This window comes from Mesorhizobium sp. P2_B5 (assembly GCF_056404775.1).
Genome location: NZ_JBFUDJ010000001.1, coordinates 992560 through 1010491 on the forward strand (window position 1 = coordinate 992560; position 17932 = coordinate 1010491).

The 17932-nt window shown below is 62.8% G+C and carries 22 protein-coding genes and 1 pseudogene; 10 read left to right on the forward strand and 13 right to left on the reverse strand.

The window, feature by feature from the left end; all coding sequences use genetic code 11:
* Positions 1-107 precede the first annotated feature (107 nt).
* From AC1D1N_RS05120 to AC1D1N_RS05150, 7 genes and pseudogenes are all read left to right on the forward strand, one after another.
* A complete protein-coding gene (locus AC1D1N_RS05120) occupies positions 108-1169 on the forward strand; it encodes an LLM class flavin-dependent oxidoreductase (protein WP_436257507.1) in 1062 nt (353 codons plus the stop codon).
* 113 nt (positions 1170-1282) lie between these two features.
* Positions 1283-2455 (forward strand): AI-2E family transporter, encoded by a 1173-nt coding sequence (locus AC1D1N_RS05125; protein WP_436257506.1) that lies wholly within the window; start codon positions 1283-1285, stop codon positions 2453-2455.
* 94 nt (positions 2456-2549) lie between these two features.
* Positions 2550-3377 (forward strand): arylamine N-acetyltransferase family protein, encoded by an 828-nt coding sequence (locus AC1D1N_RS05130; RefSeq protein WP_477346999.1) that lies wholly within the window; start codon positions 2550-2552, stop codon positions 3375-3377.
* 5 nt (positions 3378-3382) lie between these two features.
* Positions 3383-4381 carry an LLM class flavin-dependent oxidoreductase gene (locus AC1D1N_RS05135; protein WP_477347001.1) on the forward strand — a complete coding sequence of 333 codons (999 nt, stop codon included), beginning with the start codon at positions 3383-3385 and terminating at the stop codon, positions 4379-4381.
* 73 nt (positions 4382-4454) lie between these two features.
* Positions 4455-5270, forward strand: coding sequence for an inositol monophosphatase family protein (locus tag AC1D1N_RS05140; protein ID WP_477347003.1), 816 nt, complete (start codon positions 4455-4457; stop codon positions 5268-5270).
* 3 nt (positions 5271-5273) lie between these two features.
* A pseudogene (locus AC1D1N_RS05145) lies at positions 5274-5465 on the forward strand (LysM peptidoglycan-binding domain-containing protein); the annotation flags it as partial.
* A 220-nt stretch (positions 5466-5685) separates the two neighbouring features.
* Complete coding sequence (locus AC1D1N_RS05150) at positions 5686-6303, forward strand: alpha-ketoglutarate-dependent dioxygenase AlkB (protein ID WP_112559898.1); 618 nt, start codon at positions 5686-5688, stop codon at positions 6301-6303.
* Here AC1D1N_RS05150 and AC1D1N_RS05155 read toward each other — a convergent pair.
* From AC1D1N_RS05155 to hisB, 13 genes are all read right to left on the reverse strand, one after another.
* On the reverse strand, positions 6266-7879 hold the full coding sequence (locus tag AC1D1N_RS05155) for a hypothetical protein (protein ID WP_112559899.1): 1614 nt from the start codon (positions 7877-7879) through the stop codon (positions 6266-6268). The two genes, AC1D1N_RS05150 and AC1D1N_RS05155, sit on opposite strands and share 38 nt — an antisense overlap.
* Positions 7876-8310 carry a GtrA family protein gene (locus tag AC1D1N_RS05160; protein WP_436257578.1) on the reverse strand — a complete coding sequence of 145 codons (435 nt, stop codon included), beginning with the start codon at positions 8308-8310 and terminating at the stop codon, positions 7876-7878. Before AC1D1N_RS05160 ends, AC1D1N_RS05155 begins: the two co-directional genes overlap by 4 nt.
* Positions 8300-9070, reverse strand: a complete 771-nt coding sequence (locus AC1D1N_RS05165) for a class I SAM-dependent methyltransferase (protein ID WP_112559901.1) — start codon at positions 9068-9070, stop codon at positions 8300-8302. Before AC1D1N_RS05165 ends, AC1D1N_RS05160 begins: the two co-directional genes overlap by 11 nt.
* Positions 9070-10068: a glycosyltransferase family 2 protein gene (locus AC1D1N_RS05170; RefSeq protein ID WP_477347006.1), complete on the reverse strand. Its 999-nt coding sequence runs from the start codon at positions 10066-10068 to the stop codon at positions 9070-9072. Before AC1D1N_RS05170 ends, AC1D1N_RS05165 begins: the two co-directional genes overlap by 1 nt.
* A gap of 98 nt (positions 10069-10166) precedes the next feature.
* Positions 10167-11126, reverse strand: coding sequence for a type I pantothenate kinase (coaA, locus tag AC1D1N_RS05175; RefSeq protein WP_142868700.1), 960 nt, complete (start codon positions 11124-11126; stop codon positions 10167-10169).
* Positions 11127-11257: 131 nt separating this feature from the next.
* Positions 11258-11581, reverse strand: a complete 324-nt coding sequence (locus tag AC1D1N_RS05180; RefSeq protein ID WP_436257580.1) for a phosphoribosyl-ATP diphosphatase — start codon at positions 11579-11581, stop codon at positions 11258-11260.
* A 34-nt stretch (positions 11582-11615) separates the two neighbouring features.
* Complete coding sequence (gene hisF / locus AC1D1N_RS05185; RefSeq protein WP_436261860.1) at positions 11616-12410, reverse strand: imidazole glycerol phosphate synthase subunit HisF; 795 nt, start codon at positions 12408-12410, stop codon at positions 11616-11618.
* Positions 12407-13243 carry an arginase family protein gene (locus tag AC1D1N_RS05190; protein WP_477347008.1) on the reverse strand — a complete coding sequence of 279 codons (837 nt, stop codon included), beginning with the start codon at positions 13241-13243 and terminating at the stop codon, positions 12407-12409. The genes hisF and AC1D1N_RS05190 overlap by 4 nt, the downstream gene beginning before the upstream one ends.
* On the reverse strand, positions 13240-13986 hold the full coding sequence (gene hisA, locus AC1D1N_RS05195) for a 1-(5-phosphoribosyl)-5-[(5-phosphoribosylamino)methylideneamino]imidazole-4-carboxamide isomerase (protein ID WP_477347010.1): 747 nt from the start codon (positions 13984-13986) through the stop codon (positions 13240-13242). Before hisA ends, AC1D1N_RS05190 begins: the two co-directional genes overlap by 4 nt.
* A 2-nt stretch (positions 13987-13988) precedes the next feature.
* A complete protein-coding gene (locus tag AC1D1N_RS05200; RefSeq protein ID WP_142868705.1) occupies positions 13989-14279 on the reverse strand; it encodes a DUF1330 domain-containing protein in 291 nt (96 codons plus the stop codon).
* Positions 14279-14929: an imidazole glycerol phosphate synthase subunit HisH gene (hisH, locus tag AC1D1N_RS05205; protein WP_477347012.1), complete on the reverse strand. Its 651-nt coding sequence runs from the start codon at positions 14927-14929 to the stop codon at positions 14279-14281. Before hisH ends, AC1D1N_RS05200 begins: the two co-directional genes overlap by 1 nt.
* 1 nt (position 14930) lies before the next feature.
* Positions 14931-15407 carry a DUF2628 domain-containing protein gene (locus AC1D1N_RS05210; RefSeq protein WP_112559909.1) on the reverse strand — a complete coding sequence of 159 codons (477 nt, stop codon included), beginning with the start codon at positions 15405-15407 and terminating at the stop codon, positions 14931-14933.
* 4 nt (positions 15408-15411) lie between these two features.
* A complete protein-coding gene (gene hisB, locus AC1D1N_RS05215) occupies positions 15412-16011 on the reverse strand; it encodes an imidazoleglycerol-phosphate dehydratase HisB (protein WP_477347015.1) in 600 nt (199 codons plus the stop codon).
* 248 nt (positions 16012-16259) lie between these two features.
* On the opposite strand from hisB, the gene hslV reads away from it, so the two are divergent.
* The 3 genes from hslV to AC1D1N_RS05230 are packed head-to-tail and all read left to right on the forward strand — an operon-like array spanning position 16260 to position 17929.
* Positions 16260-16811 carry an ATP-dependent protease subunit HslV gene (gene hslV, locus AC1D1N_RS05220; protein ID WP_112559910.1) on the forward strand — a complete coding sequence of 184 codons (552 nt, stop codon included), beginning with the start codon at positions 16260-16262 and terminating at the stop codon, positions 16809-16811.
* A complete protein-coding gene (locus tag AC1D1N_RS05225; RefSeq protein WP_477347017.1) occupies positions 16801-17325 on the forward strand; it encodes a GNAT family N-acetyltransferase in 525 nt (174 codons plus the stop codon). The genes hslV and AC1D1N_RS05225 overlap by 11 nt, the downstream gene beginning before the upstream one ends.
* A 4-nt stretch (positions 17326-17329) precedes the next feature.
* Positions 17330-17929: a DUF2585 domain-containing protein gene (locus AC1D1N_RS05230; protein WP_477347019.1), complete on the forward strand. Its 600-nt coding sequence runs from the start codon at positions 17330-17332 to the stop codon at positions 17927-17929.
* Positions 17930-17932: the final 3 nt, after the last annotated feature.

The window sequence follows — 17932 nt, forward strand, 5'->3', positions numbered from 1 at the left end:
AGAGGCTGGCTGAAACCGACATGCACTGTTCACCATCCTCCCCTCTGGCGGCAAGGCGGCTCGGTCGCTACCTCTAGCCGCAAAACCCAACCATTGGATGACAGATCATGGAACTCGGTCTCTACACTTTTGCCGACGTCAGTCCCGAGCCCGGCCCCGGCGCGATCGGCCCGCACGAGCGGCTGCGCAACCTGATCGAAGAGATCGAGCTGGCCGACCAGGTCGGCCTCGACGTCTTCGGTCTGGGCGAACATCACCGCCCCGACTATGCCGCTTCAGCACCGGTGGTGGCGCTGGCCGCCGCCGCTGAACGTACCAAACGCATCAAGCTGACCAGCGCGGTCACCGTGCTGTCCTCCGACGATCCGGTACGCGTCTTCCAGCAGTTCGCGACGCTCGACCTTCTGTCGGGCGGCCGGGCCGAGATCATGGCCGGGCGCGGTTCGTTCATCGAATCCTTCCCGCTGTTCGGCTACAATCTCGAAGACTATGACGAGCTGTTCGCCGAAAAGCTCGACCTGCTGCTGGCGATACGCGACAGCGTGAAAGTCACCTGGTCCGGCAATCTGCGTGCGCCGATCAATGACCGCGGCGTCTATCCGCGCCCGTTGCAGGACAAATTGCCGATCTGGATCGCCATTGGCGGCACGCCGCAATCGGCCGCCCGCGCCGGCGTGCTCGGCCTGCCGCTGGCGCTGGCCATCATCGGCGGCGAGCCGGCGCGCTTTGCGCCGCTGTTTGACATCTACCGCGAGGCTGCCAAGCGTGCCGGCACCGACCCCACGGGGCTCGCCACCAGCATCAATGTGCACGGCTTCATCGCCGAGACCACCGAGCAGGCGGCCGACGATTTCTATGGGCCGCAAGCCGAAGTGATGAACCGCATTGGCCGCGAACGCGGCTGGGGTCCCACGTCGCGGGCGCATTTCGATCAGTCGCGTGGCCCAAACGGCGCGCTGTTCGTCGGCAATCCTGAAGCTGTGGCGGAAAAGATCGTCGCCCAGCACAAGATCTTCAACAACGATCGCTTCTTGCTGCAGATGGCGATCGGCACCATGCCGCACGCCAAGATCATGAAAGCGATCGAACTCTACGGCACCAAGGTGGCGCCGATCGTGCGCAAGGAAACGGCGAAATCGGCGCCGGCGGTAACGGCGCCCGCCGCGTAATTCGACGACGTCGTCTGGATTGTTGGCCTTGCCGGCTAACGGAACCTAGAGGCGGTAGAGGCGTTTCCGTCAGCGGAATGCACCAATTGCGGTGCGCTGCCGGGGGGAAAACGATGAAAGCCGAACCCGCCGCTTTGGGCGCAGTCCTTGCCGAGGCCGAAGAGGCGCGCGTCGTTGCCCGCGCGGACACGCACCTGATGCGTTCGCTGCTCATCGGCATCTTCATCCTGATGGCGATCTACGCGCTCTATTTCGCCCGCGCCTTCTTCATGCCGGTCATTCTCGCCTTCCTGCTGACGCTCACGCTCACGCCGATCGTGCGCTTCCTGCGCAAGCGCGGCATTCCCGAAGTGGTGTCGGCGACGTTGCTTGTCGTGCTGTCGGTTTGCGTCGTTGCCATCGCCGGCTACCTGCTCAGCGGTCCGGTCATCGACCTCCTCAACAACACTTCGTCGATCGGCCAGCAACTGACGGAGCGGCTGGCGCAATTGCGGCGTCCACTCGAGAGGATCATGCAGATCTCGCATCAGATCGAACAGATGACCGAGACCTCGCAGGAGCCGGGCATCCAGAAAGTGGCGTTGGCGCAGTCCGGCATCCTGTCGGCGGCCGCCAGCAATGTCCTGGCGGCAGGCACAAGCTTCACCATCATCTTCGTGCTGTCGCTGTTCCTGCTGGCGTCGGGCACGATGTTCTACGAGAAGATCATCCAGTCCTTCGCCAGCCTCAGCGAAAAGAAGCGGGCGCTGCGCGTCGTCTATGACGTCGAGCGCGAAATCTCGCACTATCTGCTTACCGTCACGATCATAAATGCCGGTCTCGGCGCCGTCATCGGCCTTGGCCTGTGGGCGCTCGGCATGCCCAATCCGCTGGTCTGGGGCGTCGCCGCCGCGCTGCTCAACTTCCTGCCCTATGTCGGCGCAATGTTGACCATCGTGCTTGTCTCGGTGATGGCGCTGATCAGCTTCGACACCATCTCCTACGCGCTTTTGGCGCCGGCCTTTGTCTTATTGTGCGACATCATCGAGGGCCAGCTCGTGACGCCGATGGTGGTCGGCCGGCGCCTCGAGATCAACGCCGTGGCGATCTTCATTGCCATCGCCTTCTGGTCCTGGCTGTGGGGCTTTGTCGGCGCGCTGATGGCCGTGCCGCTGCTGGTCGTCATCAAGGTGTTCTGCGACCATTTCGAAGGCCTCGGCCATGTCGGCAACTTCCTCGCCGCACAGCAGACGGCGGTCGTGGTGGAGGACGAAGCGGCCGAGGAGAATGGCGAGGCCCAGGCATAGAGGCCGGTACTGCTTGCCGCCTCTTGCTTGTCGTCTCTTGTTTGTCGTCTTCCGATCGAGTGCCTATATCGAGCCGGTCAAGCCGGACCCTGCCATGACCGACGCCTCCTTCGACCTCGACGCCTATTTCGCCCGGATCAGTTATCGCGGTCCGATCGATGCGTCGCTCGACACGCTGAAGGTGCTGCACCGGCAGCACCCGCAAGCGATCCCCTTCGAGAACATGGATCCGTTGCTGGGCATCGCGGTGAAGCTCGATCTCGCTTCGCTGCAGGACAAGATTTTCGCGCGCCGCCGCGGCGGCTACTGCTTCGAACACAATTTGATCCTCATGCATGCGCTGAAGGCGCTGGGCTTCGAGGTCAGCGGCCTCGCGGCGCGGGTTCTGAGGGGTCTGCCGGAGGACGCCATTACCCCGCGCAGCCACATGCTGTTGCGGATCGAGCTCGACGGCAGGACCTACATTGCCGATGTCGGCTTTGGCGGCCTGACAATGACCGCGCCGCTGTTGCTCGAGCCGGGCCTCGAACAACAGACCCCGCACGAAACATTCCGCATCATCGAGACGTCAGATCATTTTCGGGTACAAGCCAATGTCGGCGGCGACTGGCAGACACTCCACCGCTTCGACATGCAACCGACCTATGAGGTCGATTATGCGGTCGCCAATTACTTCGTCTCGACCCATCCGACCTCGCATTTCCTGTCCTCCGTCGCTGCGGCGCGCGCCTTGCCCGACCGGCGCTATGCGCTGCGCAACGCCAGGCTGTCGACGCATCATGTCGGCGGCCGCAGCGAGCAACGCGAGATCGCGACAGCGGCGGAATTCGCCGACATTCTGGAAAGCCAGCTCGACATCATCATCCCCGACCGCGCCGCCTTCGAAACCAAGGTCCGGCAGTTGAACATTGTAAAGGCTTGAGGCCCATGACCGCTCTTTCCGTTCTCGACCTGTCGCCGATCGTCGAAGGCAGCAACGCCTCGCAGTCGCTGGCCAATTCGCTCGACCTCGCCCGCCATGCCGAGCAGCTCGGCTACAAGCGCTACTGGCTGGCCGAGCACCACAACATGCCCGGCATCGCCAGTGCGGCGACCGCGGTCGTCATCGCCCATGTCGCCGGCGGCACCAAGACGATCCGCGTCGGCGCCGGTGGCATTATGCTGCCCAACCATGCGCCGCTGGTGATCGCCGAGCAGTTCGGCACGCTGGCGGCACTGCACCCCGGCCGCATCGACCTCGGCCTCGGCCGCGCGCCCGGCACCGACATGGGCACGGCGCGTGCGCTGCGCCGCAACCTCGAGGCGTCAGACAATTTCCCCCAGGATGTCGTCGAGCTGATGGGGTATTTCCAGCCGGCCGAGGCAGGTCAGCGTATCCATGCTGTGCCCGGCGAAGGCCAGAAGGTGCCGGTCTGGATTCTCGGCTCAAGCCTCTATGGCGCGCAGCTCGCCGCCATGCTTGGCCTGCCCTATGCCTTTGCTTCGCATTTCGCGCCGGCCGAGCTCGACCATGCGCTGGACATCTACCGCTCACGCTTCCAGCCGTCTGAACAGCTGGACAAGCCCTATGTCATGCTCGGCCTCAACGTTTTCGCCGCGCCGACCGATGCCGAGGCAAAACTGCTTTTTACCTCGCTGCAGCAGGCCTTCGTCAATTTGCGCACCGGACGGCCGGGCCGCCTGCCGCCGCCGGTCGAGGGTTATGACCAGACGCTGGAGCCGATGGCCAAAACCATGCTCGGCCAAGCGCTGTCCTGTGCCGTCGTCGGATCGCCCGAAACCGTCCGGCAAGGCATCGACGCCTTCGTGCGCCGCACCGGCGCCGACGAGCTGATGGTGACGGCGCAGATTTTCGACCATGCGGCGCGCGTGCGTTCGTTCGAAATCCTGGCCGAGGCGCACAAATCGCTGTCGCAAGCCGCGTGAGTCGCCAGTGAAGCTTTTGCAGGAGAGGCTCGTCTGCTAAGGGCAGACGCCTTCCTCAGCCAAGAGCCTTGCCGTGACCCATGACCTCGACCAGCGCATGCATTTCGCCATCGATCTGGCGCGACGCGCCGGCGAACTCGGCCTGAAATACTTCCGCGACCTCGAAAACCTGACCATCGAGAGCAAGGGCCATCAGGACCTGGTTTCCGATGGCGACCGCGAGGTCGAACTGTTCATCCGCGCGGCGATCGCCGCCGCCTATCCGCAGGATGGCATTGTCGGCGAGGAACATGCCGCGGTTGAGGGATCGACGGGCCATGTCTGGGTCATCGACCCGATCGATGGCACCGCCAACTTCGTGCGCGGTATTCCGGCCTGGTGTGTGGTCATCGCCTGCGCCAAGGATGGCGAGGCGGTCGTCGGCGTCATCCACGAGCCGTCGACCGGCGAGACTTTTCACGGCCGCCGCGACGGCGGTGCCTTCGTCAACGGCCGGCCAATCAAGGCCAGCACCGCCAGCCTCGGGGAAGGATCGGTCGGCACCGGGCTGTCGAACCGCGCGGAGACGAAGCATGTCACCGTGCTGATCGGCCTGATCATGGCAGAAGGCGGCGTCTTCTTCCGCAACGCATCGGGCGCGCTGATGCTGGCCTATGCGGCATCCGGCCGGCTGCTCGGCTATGTCGAGGAACACATGAATGCCTGGGACTGCCTGGCCGGCATGCTTCTGGTGGAAGAGGCCGGCGGCATGGTGCTGAAGCCGGACCCGATGACCGTGCTTGCCCAGGGAGCGCAGGTGATCGCCGGCGGCAAGCATGTGTTCCCGAAGCTGCAGGCGCTGTGCGCGCAGGCCTTCGGAGCGGCGCCTGCCGGTATTGCGCAGCGATAGGCGGCGCCAGCCCAGGAACCGACCTTCTACACGGTCAAGAAGGGCGACAATCTCTGGAAGATCGCCGAAAAGAGCTACGGCAAGGGCAAGGGCGCCAAGAACACCGTTATTTTCGAGGCCAACAAGCCGATGCTCACCCATCCTGACAAGATCTACCCCGGCCAGGTCCTGCGCATCCCGGTCCTCGATGTCTGACTAGAGCGGTTCATCGTTTCACGGAAACGCCGAACCACTCTATCTCTTTGTTTGAGCATGATCTTTTCCGAAAACCGGATTCCACTTTTCGCTGGCGCGGTCCTTCGGTTCGGGATCATGCTCTAAAAATCGGTCCTGATCGACAAACGGCGGCTTTCGGGTCGCCGTTTGTGTTTGGCGGTGGCATTGTTGGCCCTTCAACTGGAGAAACCGCCGAGCCATGCTCGTTCTGCCTAAAGGCGTCCGCCATATGCCTGGTTACCTACCCCGCGCGGCGCAGGAAGCGCTGGTCGAAGAGGTCAGGAAGGTGGTGCAGCAAGCGCCGCTGTTCGTGCCGGCGATGCCGCGCACCGGCAAGGAGATGAGCGTGCGCATGACCAATTGCGGCTCGCTCGGCTGGGTCACCGACAAGGAACTGGGATATCGCTACCAGCCGACGCATCCGCTGACCGGGGAGCCATGGCCGCCGATCCCCGATGCGTTGATGCAATTATGGCAGGAGGTCTCCGCCCATCCGCATCCGCCGGAGGCGTGCCTGGTCAATTTCTATACGCAGGATGCCAAGATGGGCCTGCACCAGGATCGCGACGAAGCCGATTTCTCGGCGCCCGTGGTTTCTGTTTCGCTCGGCGACGACTGCCTGTTCCGGGTCGGCCAGACGACGCGCGACGGTGGCACCAAATCGTTCAGACTGAAAAGCGGTGATGTCGTCGTGCTCGGCGGTGAAGGCCGGCTCTGCTTCCACGGCGTCGACCGCATCTACCCGTCGACCTCGGCGCTGCTGAAGAATGGCGGCCGCATCAATCTGACGCTGCGACGGGTGACGCGGGCGGTATAACGAGCTTATCTGGCGGAGGAGTGGGACGGATGTAGTCGTTGCGCAGATAGACACGCACAGCGTCGTTTTCGGCGAGCCAATGATATTGGGCCAGGATGGTACCAAAGCCAAAACGTTCCTTCAGTCGGTTTGTCCAGTAGGCGTCGTCTTTCTCGACGATGATGATATCAGGACGCAGGCGCTCGAACTCTTCACGCTTGCTTTCAGCATAGCGCACCACGATCGCATCATAATGCGTCGCTTTGGCGGCATCATTGGATAGGATCGCCGCCATGGACAGATAGAGCGAGAACGCTCCCAGCCAATCGCTCACATGGGTAGAAACGAACTGCCCGTCGATCATTCGAACCAACGGATGTCCGGCCGATAGGTCGGAACCCATCAACGCGACCGTCGGTCGATAGGTCGCGGCACGCGTGGTGGCTAACAGCGCCGCGTCTGGCTTCAGCGTGATCCAATATGGAAGGAAGGCGACCGCCAGGCCCGCCAACCCCAGAGCACGTGTTGGACCTGACAAAAAGGGCAGCAAAAACGACGATTGCCGCTCCGACTTCGGAATTGCCAGCAAACAAAGAATGGATGCCACCATGCAAAAATTGACTGGATAGGCGTGATAGGGCCAACCTTTTGCCTGATAGAACAACGGAAACATAGCGGCGATAGATGCGGTCAATGCTACCGCCGCCAACTCGGGAAACCGCCTGGCCGGCCAGAGCCGGCAAACGGAGGTCAGCAAAAAAAACCACGCGAAAACGTAGCGGCCAACGATAGGCCAGAAAATGGTGATATTTGAATAAACCTCCGCCAGCCGCGGATAAACGTCGCGAAGGAATTCCGGGTAGATCAGTGTGATCAGCCCGCCATAGGCAACGCAGACCCCGCCGATGACCCAGTGCTCCAGGGCGAAAATTGGCCTCAAGCTGCGCCGACGCGCTGCAACGAGCAGCGCCGGCGCCAGCACCATGATCGCATAATACGGTTTGACAAGAAGCAGCACGCTGCCTGACAGGCCGGCAAGTACGGCAAGACCCGAACTCGGTGGCGCCGCCGCATCTACCCGTGCGCGCCAGGCATGAAGCGCCAACAACGGAATGAACAGCGCAATGCCGATGTGCTCGCGCTCGCTGAAGGCATTGCCGGGAAAGATCACCAACATCGCGTAGAAGGCGGGCGCCAGCGCAAACAACGGTGCCGTTTCGGCAAAGCCGGCGCGCTTGACGATCGCGCCCGAGAACGAAAGCCCGACAAGTGCAGCCAGATATGTCCAAGCGTGAACCAGGATTTCCGGCTCAATTCCAAGCGCCTTGGCCGCAGCCACGGGCGGTAAATAGAGCCATACGCTGAACGGAGGATTGGTCTCGTAGATTTGGGAATAAAGTCGCTCGCCAGAGAGCATACGTTCGCAGACCGTGATCAGCCAGCTCGTGTCCGGGATCGTTCCCCAGCGCGTCTGATAGACCACCGAGAAGATCGTGATGGCGGCGAAGGCGAGGAGATTGCGACTGGAAAACAGCGACGTCGCCAGATCCTGGCTGCGCCAGCCGTTCAGGGCACCAACGTCGTTCGAGACACTCATGATGCTGCCCTTATCCTGGCGGCGGGCGCGAACACCCACCGATCGAGGACGAAATAGTTGAACGCCGGCACGACGACGCAGATGACAGCGATCGACATCACCGGTTTGGCACCAAGACCATTGACCAGGATCAGCGGCAGCAACCAGGAAAAACCGAGCCCAATCGCTGTCAGTAGAAAGAAGCGCGGGGCTTCGAATCCATGCGAACCCGACGAGACGAAGGTCACGTATTTGTGGCCGGCATAGGAGAAGAACGCCGCAATGATGTAGGCGACGACCGAAGCCGACGCCGCCGGCAAGGCGGAACCCGGAAGTGCTGACAGCAGGAAAGCGCAAATCGCATAAATCAGCGTCGATGCTATGCCAATCAGGGCAAAGCGCGACAGGCGACGATACAAGCCAACGCCGGGCATGATGCGGTCAGGCCGCAAGCCTGTCGCCGAAGCGACGGCTATCGGACGCGGCGTCGTTGCGAAACACCGCCAGCAACGAAACGCCGAACGGCAAGGCGGCGTTCGGCACAATGCGGCGCTCGGCTGAAAACATCGCCCGCATCACCGCATTGATCGGCCCAGGCGGCGTTGCATGGCCGGACGGTCGCGCCGGCTTGCGCATCCGGTCCGCCAGCCGCGCCAGCGCAGCGACGGGGAAAAGCGCCGCATTGGTATAAGTCAGCTGGTCGATCCGGTAGCCGGCGGCCTCGATGCGTCCGCGCAGCAGGCTGCGCGAATAGCGGCGCATGTGATGCAGGCCGACGTCATGCGTGCTCCACAGCCACTGATGCGCCGGAACCGTCAACACCACCCGGCCGCCCGGTTTCAGCATGTGGCGGATCGCCTCCAGGGAGGCCTCGTCCTCGGCGACATGTTCCAGCACGTCGAACAGGCAGATGAGGTCGAAGCTTGCCGGTGAGACCGGGATGTTGTCGGGCAGGTGGCCAGACAGAAAGTCGCGGCCGGTCTTTTCGCGCGCGATCTGCCGCGCCAGATCGCTCATCTCGACCGCGGAAACCGCGCCGAACTGCTCCAGCATCGATATGTTGCCACCGGTGCCGGCGCCGATCTCAAGGATTTTCGCGCCTTCCGGCAGACCGAGGTTGCGAATGACGGCCTCGGCGATGGCCCGGCGTCCACAGAACCACCAATGCCTGTCTTCGGTTGCCGCCATGTTGCGATAGGCGTCGAGTTCCATCAGCCGGTACCCCCGAATGTGCGTCGTACGATGTAGATCGGGCGCTGTTTGATCTCGGCATAGACCCTGCCGAGATACTGGCCGATGATGCCAATGCCGAGCAGCTGGATACCGCCGAGGAAGAGCACGCTGACCAGCAACGATGCGTAGCCCGGCACATCGACGCCGAAGACCATCGTCTTGGCGACGATCACCAGCCCGTAGAGGAACGACAAGGCCGAGATAACAGCGCCGACATAGGTCCAGATCTCAAGCGGTGCGGTGGAGAAGCTGGTGATGCCCTCTAGGGCGAAATTCCAAAGCTTCCAGCCGGAGAATTTCGACTGGCCCGCGATGCGCTGGTCGCGGACATATTCGACAGTCGCTGTGCGGAAGCCGACCCAGGCGAACAGGCCCTTCATGAAGCGGCGGCGCTCGGGCAAGGCACGCAGCGCCTCGATCACCTGGCGATCGACCAGGCGAAAGTCGCCGACATCGTGCGGGATCTTCTGCTGCGCGATCCAGTTGTGGACGCGGTAGAACATCGAAGCGGAGCGCTGCTTGACAAAACTGTCGCTCGACCTGTCCGTGCGCTTGGCCAGGACCACCTCGAAGCCTTCGCGCCATCTTTCGATCAGTAGCGGAATGACATGCGGCGGATCCTGCAGGTCGACGTCGATCGGGATGGCGGCGTCGGCGTCGCAGCAATCGAGCCCGGCGGTCATCGCGGCTTCCTTGCCGAAATTCCGCGACAGGTCGATCACCTGGATGCGCGGATCGGCGCGCTGCGCCTCGATCAGCCGCTCGAGCGTGGCGTCGGTGCTGCCGTCATTGACGAAGATGAGCTCGAACGTTTCCTTCAACGGGTCGATGCTTGCGTACACCGCCCTGAGGAAAGGTGCGATTGCGGCTTCCTCATTGTGCACCGGTACGATCAGCGCAACGGTCGCCGTCCCGTCCTGCGGACGCACGGTGGGGCCTGCTGCTGGCCGATCGATATGAAGGAATGGCGCGTTCATTGCCTGCCCAAGCCCGCGGATCAGGCGCAACAATAGGCAAGTCTGGGTTAAGATGACTTTAAGTTATAGCCTTTGATTTCAACCAATAGGGTGGGATTTCACAGTTTCCTGAGTGCCACTTCCTCGACCAGGTGATTGGCGCCCTTGCGCAGGATGAGGTCGGCGCGCGCCCTCGTCGGCACGATGTTCTCGCGCAGGTTTTTCAGGTTGATGTTGGCCCACAAGCCTTCCGCAATGGCGCGCGCGGCGTCTTCCGAAAGCTGCGAATAGCGGTGGAAGAAGGAGTCCGGATTGCGGAAGGCGGTCTCGCGCAGCCGCATGAAGCGGGCGATGTACCAGTGATGAATCAGCTTTTCGTCGGCATCGATATAGATGGCGAAATCGAAGAAATCCGACAGGAACGGCACGATCTTGCCGTCCTTCGGCAATTTGCCGGGCTGCAGCACATTGATGCCTTCGAAGATCAATATGTCGGGCCGGTCGATGGTGACGAACTCGCCGGGAATGACGTCATAGGTCAAATGCGAATAGACCGGCGCGCGGACATTGCGCTGCGCCGACTTGATGCCCGAGAGGAAACGCAGCAGCGCGCCGACATCATAGCTGTCGGGAAAGCCCTTGCGCTCCATCAGATTGTCGCGCCGCAACACCTCGTTGGGCAGCAGGAACCCGTCGGTGGTGATGAGGTCGACCTTGGGGCTCGACGGCCAGCGCGCCAGAAGCTCCTTCAGCACGCGCGCCGTGGTCGACTTGCCGACCGCGACCGAACCGGCAATGCCGATGATGAACGGCGTCTTGACCACATCCAGCGCGTTGAAAAAGGCCTGGCGTTGCCGAAACAGCAGCTGGCTGGCCTCGACATGGGCCGACAGCAGGCGCGACAGCGACAGATAGATGCGCTTGACCTCTTCGAGGTCGACCGGGTCGTTGAGCGAGCGCAGACGGTTGATCTCGTCTTCGCTTAGCGTCATCGGCGTGTCGGCGCGGAAGTTCGACCATTGCTCGGCCGAGAAGAAACGATAGGGGGAATATTTCTCGGTCGGAGCGAGCTGGTCCATCGAGTTTCCTGCCCTCTAGAGCATGATGCCGAAAAGTGTGAAGCGGTTTTCGGACGACATCATGCTCCTTCTTTAATTTAGAGACGGATTCAGATTTCAGGCCTTGGCCTGAAATCATCCGGCCCTAGCGGTCAACCCTTCGACCGCGAAGCCTTTTCGGCGACGCCCGAGCGGCCGGTACGGCTCTCGAGCTCGCGCAGTACGTCGTCCAGCGGAACCTCCGCAATCCCAAGCACGACAAGCCAATGATATATAAGATCGGCACTTTCGGAAACGAGGGCTTTTTTGTCGCCTTTGACGGCGGCAATGACGGTCTCGACCGCCTCCTCGCCAAGCTTTTGCGCGGCCTTGTCCATGCCCTTGGCAAACAGTTTCGCCGTCCACGAGTCCGGGTCGCCGGACTGGGCGCGTTGGGCGATGATTGTCTCCAGCTCGGAGAGCGAGAATTCAGCCATGGCGCGTAGCAAGCCTTTCTTAGCCGGAAACGCTCTAGGGCCGATCGACGGATGAGTCCAGCCGCATCGGCAGGCCGGCCTTGGCCATATGCGCCTTGGCTTCTGCAATCGTGTAGGTGCCGAAATGGAAGATCGATGCCGCCAGCACGGCTCCGGCGTGGCCGTCGCGAATACCCTCGACCAGGTGATCGAGCGTGCCGACGCCGCCCGACGCGATCACCGGCGCGCGCACCGCATCCGCGATCGCGCGGGTCAGCGCAATGTCGTAGCCGGCCTTGGTGCCGTCACGGTCCATCGAGGTCAACAGGATCTCACCGGCCCCACGATCGACCATTTTTCGCGCAAACTCGACCGCATCGATGCCGGTCTTTTCGCGGCCGCCATGGGTGAAGATCTCCCAGCGGTCGCTCTCGCCCGCGGCGGAAACCTTCTTGGCGTCGATGGCCACGACGATGCACTGATTGCCGAATTTGTCCGCGGCCTCGGCGACAAAATCCGGGTTCTTCACCGCCGCCGTGTTGATCGACACCTTGTCGGCGCCGGCCAGCAGCAGCTTGCGGATATCGGCCACCTGGCGCACGCCGCCGCCGACCGTCAGCGGCATGAAGCACTGTTCGGCGGTGCGGGCGACGACGTCGAAGATGGTTTCCCGGTTGTCGGACGACGCGGTGATGTCGAGAAAGCAAAGCTCGTCGGCGCCGGCCGCATCATAGGCTTTTGCCGCCTCGACCGGATCGCCGGCATCGATCAGATCGACGAAGTTGACGCCCTTGACGACGCGGCCGTTCTTGACGTCGAGGCAAGGGATGACACGCGCCTTCAGCATCAGCGCTTCTCCATCGTCGCCAGCAATTCGGTGAGCAGTTCGCCGACCAGCGGCGGAACCTCGGCCTTCGCGTCGAAGGCCGGATCGTAGGCCGAGATGGTGATGCCGGAAATCGGCAGCAGCCCGGCCATGCCGCACACAGCCTGGCGCAGTTGTTTCGGCTCCGGGCCACCCGGCGTGGTGTAACGGTTGGCCTGCAACGCCTCGGGATCGTGCACGTCGAGATCGAGATGCAGGTGCACCCGCTTTGCGTCCGGTGCCTTCAGCCTGCCGCAGGCGGTTGCCCAGTCCGGGCATTCGGCGCGGATGACCGGCAGCGTCTTCAATAGCTCCTGTTCGGCCGGATCGAGGTCGCGGGCATTGACCAGCACGCAGCGTGCCGGATCGATCGGTTTGAAGCCGGGGATGGAAGAGGCCATCGGCTTCCAGCACAGGCCCAGGACCGTCGCCAGCGCCATGCCGTCGAGAAAGCCGTAGACGGAGGTTTCGGGCGTGTTGAGGTCGCCATGCTGGTCGGCCCAGATGATCGCATCGGCATCTTCGCCGGCGACCGCACCGGCCGATGTCAGGCAGTTGCCGGCGAGCACGATCGGAAAGCGGCCGCGGTCCAGGGCGATGCGGACCTCGCCGCAGACGGCATTGCAGACCGCAAAGCCGGTTGCGATCTCGCGCTCCTGCTCGTCGCCAACCCTGCCGATGTCGGTAACGACGACGTCATGGCCGGCCAGCGTCAGTGCATCGACGAGCCCGCCGGCGACGATCGCGTCCGGTCCCTGGCCCATGCCGCCGTGATAGTGGCCGCTGTCATAGGAGGCCAGGATAATGGAGATTTTCACGTGCGGGTCTCCATAGTCCTGCCTTGCAGCACCGCCAGCGCCTCGGCCGGGTCGATGCGCCCGTCATAGAGCGCGCGGCCGGAGATGGCGCCTTCGAGCTTTTTTGCGTCGGGCATGGTCATGCGCACGATGTCGGCGATCGAGGCCAACCCGCCCGAGGCGATGACCGGAATCGACACGGCCTCGGCGAGGTCGATCGTGGCATCCCAGTTGATGCCGGTCAGAACCCCGTCGCGGTCGATGTCGGTGTAGATGATGGCGGCAACGCCGGCGCCCTCGAATTTCTGCGCCAGTTCGATGACGCCGAGGCTGGAGGCCTCGGCCCAGCCTTCCACCGCCACCTTGCCACCCTTGGCGTCGATGCCGACGGCAATCTTGCCCGGGAATTCCTTGCAGGCCTGCTTCACCAGGTCGGGGTCGCGCACCGCCACGGTGCCGAGAATGACGCGGGCCAGCCCGCGGTCGAGCCAGTCCTCGATCTGCGCCAGTGTGCGGATGCCGCCGCCAAGCTGCACCGGGTTCTTCGTCGCCTTGAGGATGGCGCCGACCGCCGCGCTGTTGACGCTCTGGCCCTTGAAGGCACCGTTGAGGTCGACGACGTGCAGCCACTCGAAACCTTGGTCCTCGAAGGCCTTGGCTTGCGCGGCAGGATCGTCATTGTAGATCGTCGCGGTCGCCATATCGCCGTGCTTCAGACGCACGCATTTGCCGTCCTTGAGGTCGATCGCGGGAAACAGGATCACGATCAGGCGCCCTCAACGATAACGAAATGGCCGGTCGAGGCGGCAAGCCGGTATTTCGACGCCTCCTGATACTCCGGCGAGTGATAGCAGGCCACGGCCACATCGTAGGATTCGAACTCGACCACGACATGACGATTGCCGGTCAACGTTTCAGGGTTTTCATAGCGCCCGGCCCGAACGATGAACTTCGCGCCATATTTGGCGAAGGCTTTGGCGTTGGCTTCGATGTACTGCTTGTAGATCTCGGGATCGCGGACATCGACCAGCGCGATCCAGTAGCCCTTCTTGCTCATCAGGGTCTCCAGCGCAGGAAATTGGTGATCAGCGCCAGGCCGAGCGCCTGGCTTTTTTCGGGATGGAACTGCGTGCCAACGAGGTTGCCGCGGGCGACCGCAGCCGTTACCGGGCCGCCATAGTCTGCAACGGCCAGCACCTCGTCCGGCTTTGTCGCGTCAAGATGATAGGAATGGACGAAATAAGCGTGCAGGCCCTTGGGCCCGGTCGCAATGCCGGAAAACAGCGGGTGCTTGCGCTCCAGATCGATCGTGTTCCAGCCGATCTGGGGGATTTTCAGCGCCGGATCTGTCGGCGCGATCTCCTTGACGTCGCCGGCAATCCAGCCAAAGCCCTTGGTCACGGTCTTTTCCAGGCCGCGCTGCGACATCAGCTGCATGCCGACGCAGATGCCGAGGAACGGCCGCGCCTTGGCGATCGCCACCTCCTCCACCGCTTCCCACATGCCGGCCACGCCGCGCAGGCCTGCCGCGCAGTCGGCATAGGCGCCGACGCCGGGCAGCACGATGCGATCGGCGCGGCGCACCCGCTCGGCATCGGCGGTAAGCTCGATGGCAGCCGCAATGCCGGCTTCATGCGCGGCGCGCTCGAAGGCCTTGGTGGCCGAGCGCAGATTGCCCGACCCGTAATCGATGATCGCAACCCGCATGTCAGCCTTTTCCCGGCGTATGGGTCAGCCCGAGCGTCAGGCCGGTCTGCGCCGGCCGGGCAAGACTGGCATCGGGCACGATGCGTGGCAGCGGCGCCTGTTCCTCCGCCTGCGCCTCCGCGTCCAGCGCCTGGCGGATGTCGGCACCGTCAGGATTGTCGGCTTCGATCACGCCCCATTCATGCCAGCCCCGGCGCCGAAGGGCCGCGATGCGCAGCCCCTGGCCCTCCAGGCCGATATAGAGCGAGACCAGCAGCGACAGCGCCGAGCCTGCCCAATCCAGTCCCAGCCTTTGGCCGAGCAGCGAGATGAGGCCCATGGCGACGAAGGCGAGCGCGGCCTCGACCCACAGCCGGTGCCAGGCGAGCCACAGCGGCGCAAACAGAAAAGCCAGCCAGGAAAACCCGTCGCGGACAAAAATGGTTGCGTCGGCCGCCTCGGTGCGGCCCGGCGGTTCCATCACGACATAGATGGCCATCAGCCTACCCTTTCAGAGATCCCTTGGTGGAGGGAACCGCGTCCGGCTGGCGCGTGTCGCGCTCCAGTGCGAAACGCAGGGCGCGCGCCACCGCCTTGAAGCAGGTCTCGGCAATATGGTGGTTGTTGGCGCCATAGTGATTGGTGACATGCAGCGTGATGCCGGCATTCTGCGCCAGCGCCTGGAAGAATTCGCGCACCAGTTCGGTGTCAAACGTGCCGATCTTCGGCGACGAGAAGGCGACGTTCCAGACCAGGAACGGCCGGCCGGACACGTCGATCGCAGCGCGCGTCAGCGTCTCGTCCATTGCAAGGTCGATCGAGGCATAGCGCATGATGCCGCGCCGCTCGCCCAGCGCCTTGGCCAGCGCTTGGCCGATCGCAATGCCGGTGTCCTCGACCGTGTGGTGGTCGTCTATGTGCAGGTCGCCCTTGGCCTTGACCGTGATGTCGATCAGCGAATGGCGAGACAGCTGGTCGAGCATATGGTCGAAGAAGCCGACGCCCGTCGACATGTCGGAGATACCGGTGCCGTCGAGATGGACCGAAACCGCGATCTCGGTTTCCTTGGTCTTGCGGCTGACTTCGGCGGAACGGGACGCCATGACCTTATCCTTGTCTTTGGGCAAACGACTGGGGGCGAAACGGAAACACAATGCCTCCAAGCGCTCATTTGCTTGAAAACGAAAGCCTTCTAGCAGCATGATCCGGCGATTGCCAGTTGCGATGCGGATCGCTATCGCCGGTAGCGGAGGCGGTTTGCAATCACCCGCCCCATGCATACATATGGCCGATCGAAATCACTCGTACCGCGCCAATCGCCTTATCGGGATCGCGCGAATCGGAGCTATAAATGTCGAATGAACTGACCATGCACGCCACGACCATCGTGACGGTGCGCAAGGGCAACAAGGTGGTGATCGCCGGCGATGGCCAGGTCAGCCTTGGCCAGACCATCATGAAAGGCAATGCCAAAAAGGTGCGCCGCATCGGCAAGGGCGGCAATGTCATTGCCGGTTTCGCCGGCGCCACGGCGGATGCCTTCACCTTGCTGGAGCGGCTGGAAGCCAAGCTCGAACAATATCCCGACCAGCTGACGCGCGCCTGCGTCGAGCTCGCCAAGGACTGGCGCACCGACCGCTATCTGCGCCGGCTGGAAGCCATGATGCTGGTGGCCGACAAGTCGGTCTCGCTGGCGCTGACCGGCACCGGCGACGTGCTCGAGCCTGAATTCGGCGTCATGGCCATTGGCTCCGGCGGCAATTATGCACTCGCCGCCGCGCGAGCGCTGATGGACACCGACAAGGATGCCGAGGAGATCGCCCGCAAGGCGATGCAGATCGCCTCCGACATCTGCGTCTACACCAACAACAATTTCGTCATCGAAACGCTCGATGCCGCCTGAGCCGCCGGTGCTCTACGATTTTCGGCCGGTTGTGGAAAAAGACCTGCCGATGATCGCAGGCTGGCTGGCCGAGCCGCATGTCGCCGAGTGGTGGGACGATCCGGAGACGGAAATCGCCGGAATCCGCGAGCATATCGACTCGATTTCCGTCGAGCCGCTGATCGTCGAACTCGACGGCAAGCCGATTGCCTATCTGCAGAGCTACGATCCGCATCTGGAGGACGGTCATCCCTATGCCGACCAGCCTTTCGGCACGCTTGGCATCGATCTGTCGATCGGCGTGCCGGACCTTATCGGCAAAGGTCACGGCTCGGCCATCGTCAGGCAGTTCGTGGAACAGCTGTTCGAGGAAGGCGCGCCGCGCGTCATCATCGATCCGCATCCCGACAATGGCCGCGCCATCCGGGCCTATGAAAAGGCAGGGTTCAGGCCTATCGACCGCAGGCACTCGCAATATGGGGACGTCGTGCTGATGGCGGTCGATGCCGAAGGCGACGCGCAAGAGGGGGAATAACCTGATGACGACACGGGGCAGGGACAAGAACTGCTCGGCCTATGAAGACAGCTGGCGGATGGGGCTTCTGCTCGTGCTCGCTATGCTCATCTTCCAGGCGGGCGCGCTTTACGGCATGGGCCGCACGCCGATCTGCACCTGCGGCTACGTCAAACTCTGGCACGGGGTGGTGAACAGTTCGGAGAATTCCCAGCACATTTCCGACTGGTACACCTTCTCGCATATCATCCACGGCTTCCTGTTCTACGCCTTGGCCTGGTTCCTGTTTCCGCGCTCGCCGATCGGCCTGCGCCTGGCTTTTGCGGTTGTCATCGAGGGCGGCTGGGAGCTCCTGGAAAACAGCCCGTTCATCATCGAGCGCTACCGCGCCGGCACTATTTCGCTGGATTACTACGGCGACTCGATCATCAATTCAGTGTCCGACACACTGGCCATGGTGTTGGGATTTGTGATGGCCAGAAAGCTACCTATATCAGTCGTCGTCGGCCTCGCCCTCATCTTCGAACTGGGTGTCGGCTACCTCATCCGGGACAATCTGACGCTCAACGTGATCATGCTGCTGCATCCGTTCGAGTCCATCAAGCAGTGGCAAAGTGGAATTTAGTGA

Coding starts and splice junctions, on each gene's coding strand:
- AC1D1N_RS05120 (WP_436257507.1), top strand. CDS start 108: ATGGAACTCGGTCTCTACACTTTTGCCGACGTCAGTCCCGAGCCCGGC.
- AC1D1N_RS05125 (WP_436257506.1), top strand. CDS start 1,283: ATGAAAGCCGAACCCGCCGCTTTGGGCGCAGTCCTTGCCGAGGCCGAA.
- AC1D1N_RS05130 (WP_477346999.1), top strand. CDS start 2,550: ATGACCGACGCCTCCTTCGACCTCGACGCCTATTTCGCCCGGATCAGT.
- AC1D1N_RS05135 (WP_477347001.1), top strand. CDS start 3,383: ATGACCGCTCTTTCCGTTCTCGACCTGTCGCCGATCGTCGAAGGCAGC.
- AC1D1N_RS05150 (WP_112559898.1), top strand. CDS start 5,686: ATGCTCGTTCTGCCTAAAGGCGTCCGCCATATGCCTGGTTACCTACCC.
- AC1D1N_RS05155 (WP_112559899.1), bottom strand. CDS start 7,879: ATGAGTGTCTCGAACGACGTTGGTGCCCTGAACGGCTGGCGCAGCCAG.
- AC1D1N_RS05165 (WP_112559901.1), bottom strand. CDS start 9,070: ATGGAACTCGACGCCTATCGCAACATGGCGGCAACCGAAGACAGGCAT.
- AC1D1N_RS05170 (WP_477347006.1), bottom strand. CDS start 10,068: ATGAACGCGCCATTCCTTCATATCGATCGGCCAGCAGCAGGCCCCACC.
- coaA (WP_142868700.1), bottom strand. CDS start 11,126: ATGGACCAGCTCGCTCCGACCGAGAAATATTCCCCCTATCGTTTCTTC.
- AC1D1N_RS05180 (WP_436257580.1), bottom strand. CDS start 11,581: ATGGCTGAATTCTCGCTCTCCGAGCTGGAGACAATCATCGCCCAACGC.
- AC1D1N_RS05200 (WP_142868705.1), bottom strand. CDS start 14,279: ATGAGCAAGAAGGGCTACTGGATCGCGCTGGTCGATGTCCGCGATCCC.
- hisH (WP_477347012.1), bottom strand. CDS start 14,929: ATGCGGGTTGCGATCATCGATTACGGGTCGGGCAATCTGCGCTCGGCC.
- AC1D1N_RS05210 (WP_112559909.1), bottom strand. CDS start 15,407: ATGGCCATCTATGTCGTGATGGAACCGCCGGGCCGCACCGAGGCGGCC.
- hisB (WP_477347015.1), bottom strand. CDS start 16,011: ATGGCGTCCCGTTCCGCCGAAGTCAGCCGCAAGACCAAGGAAACCGAG.
- hslV (WP_112559910.1), top strand. CDS start 16,260: ATGTCGAATGAACTGACCATGCACGCCACGACCATCGTGACGGTGCGC.
- AC1D1N_RS05225 (WP_477347017.1), top strand. CDS start 16,801: ATGCCGCCTGAGCCGCCGGTGCTCTACGATTTTCGGCCGGTTGTGGAA.
- AC1D1N_RS05230 (WP_477347019.1), top strand. CDS start 17,330: ATGACGACACGGGGCAGGGACAAGAACTGCTCGGCCTATGAAGACAGC.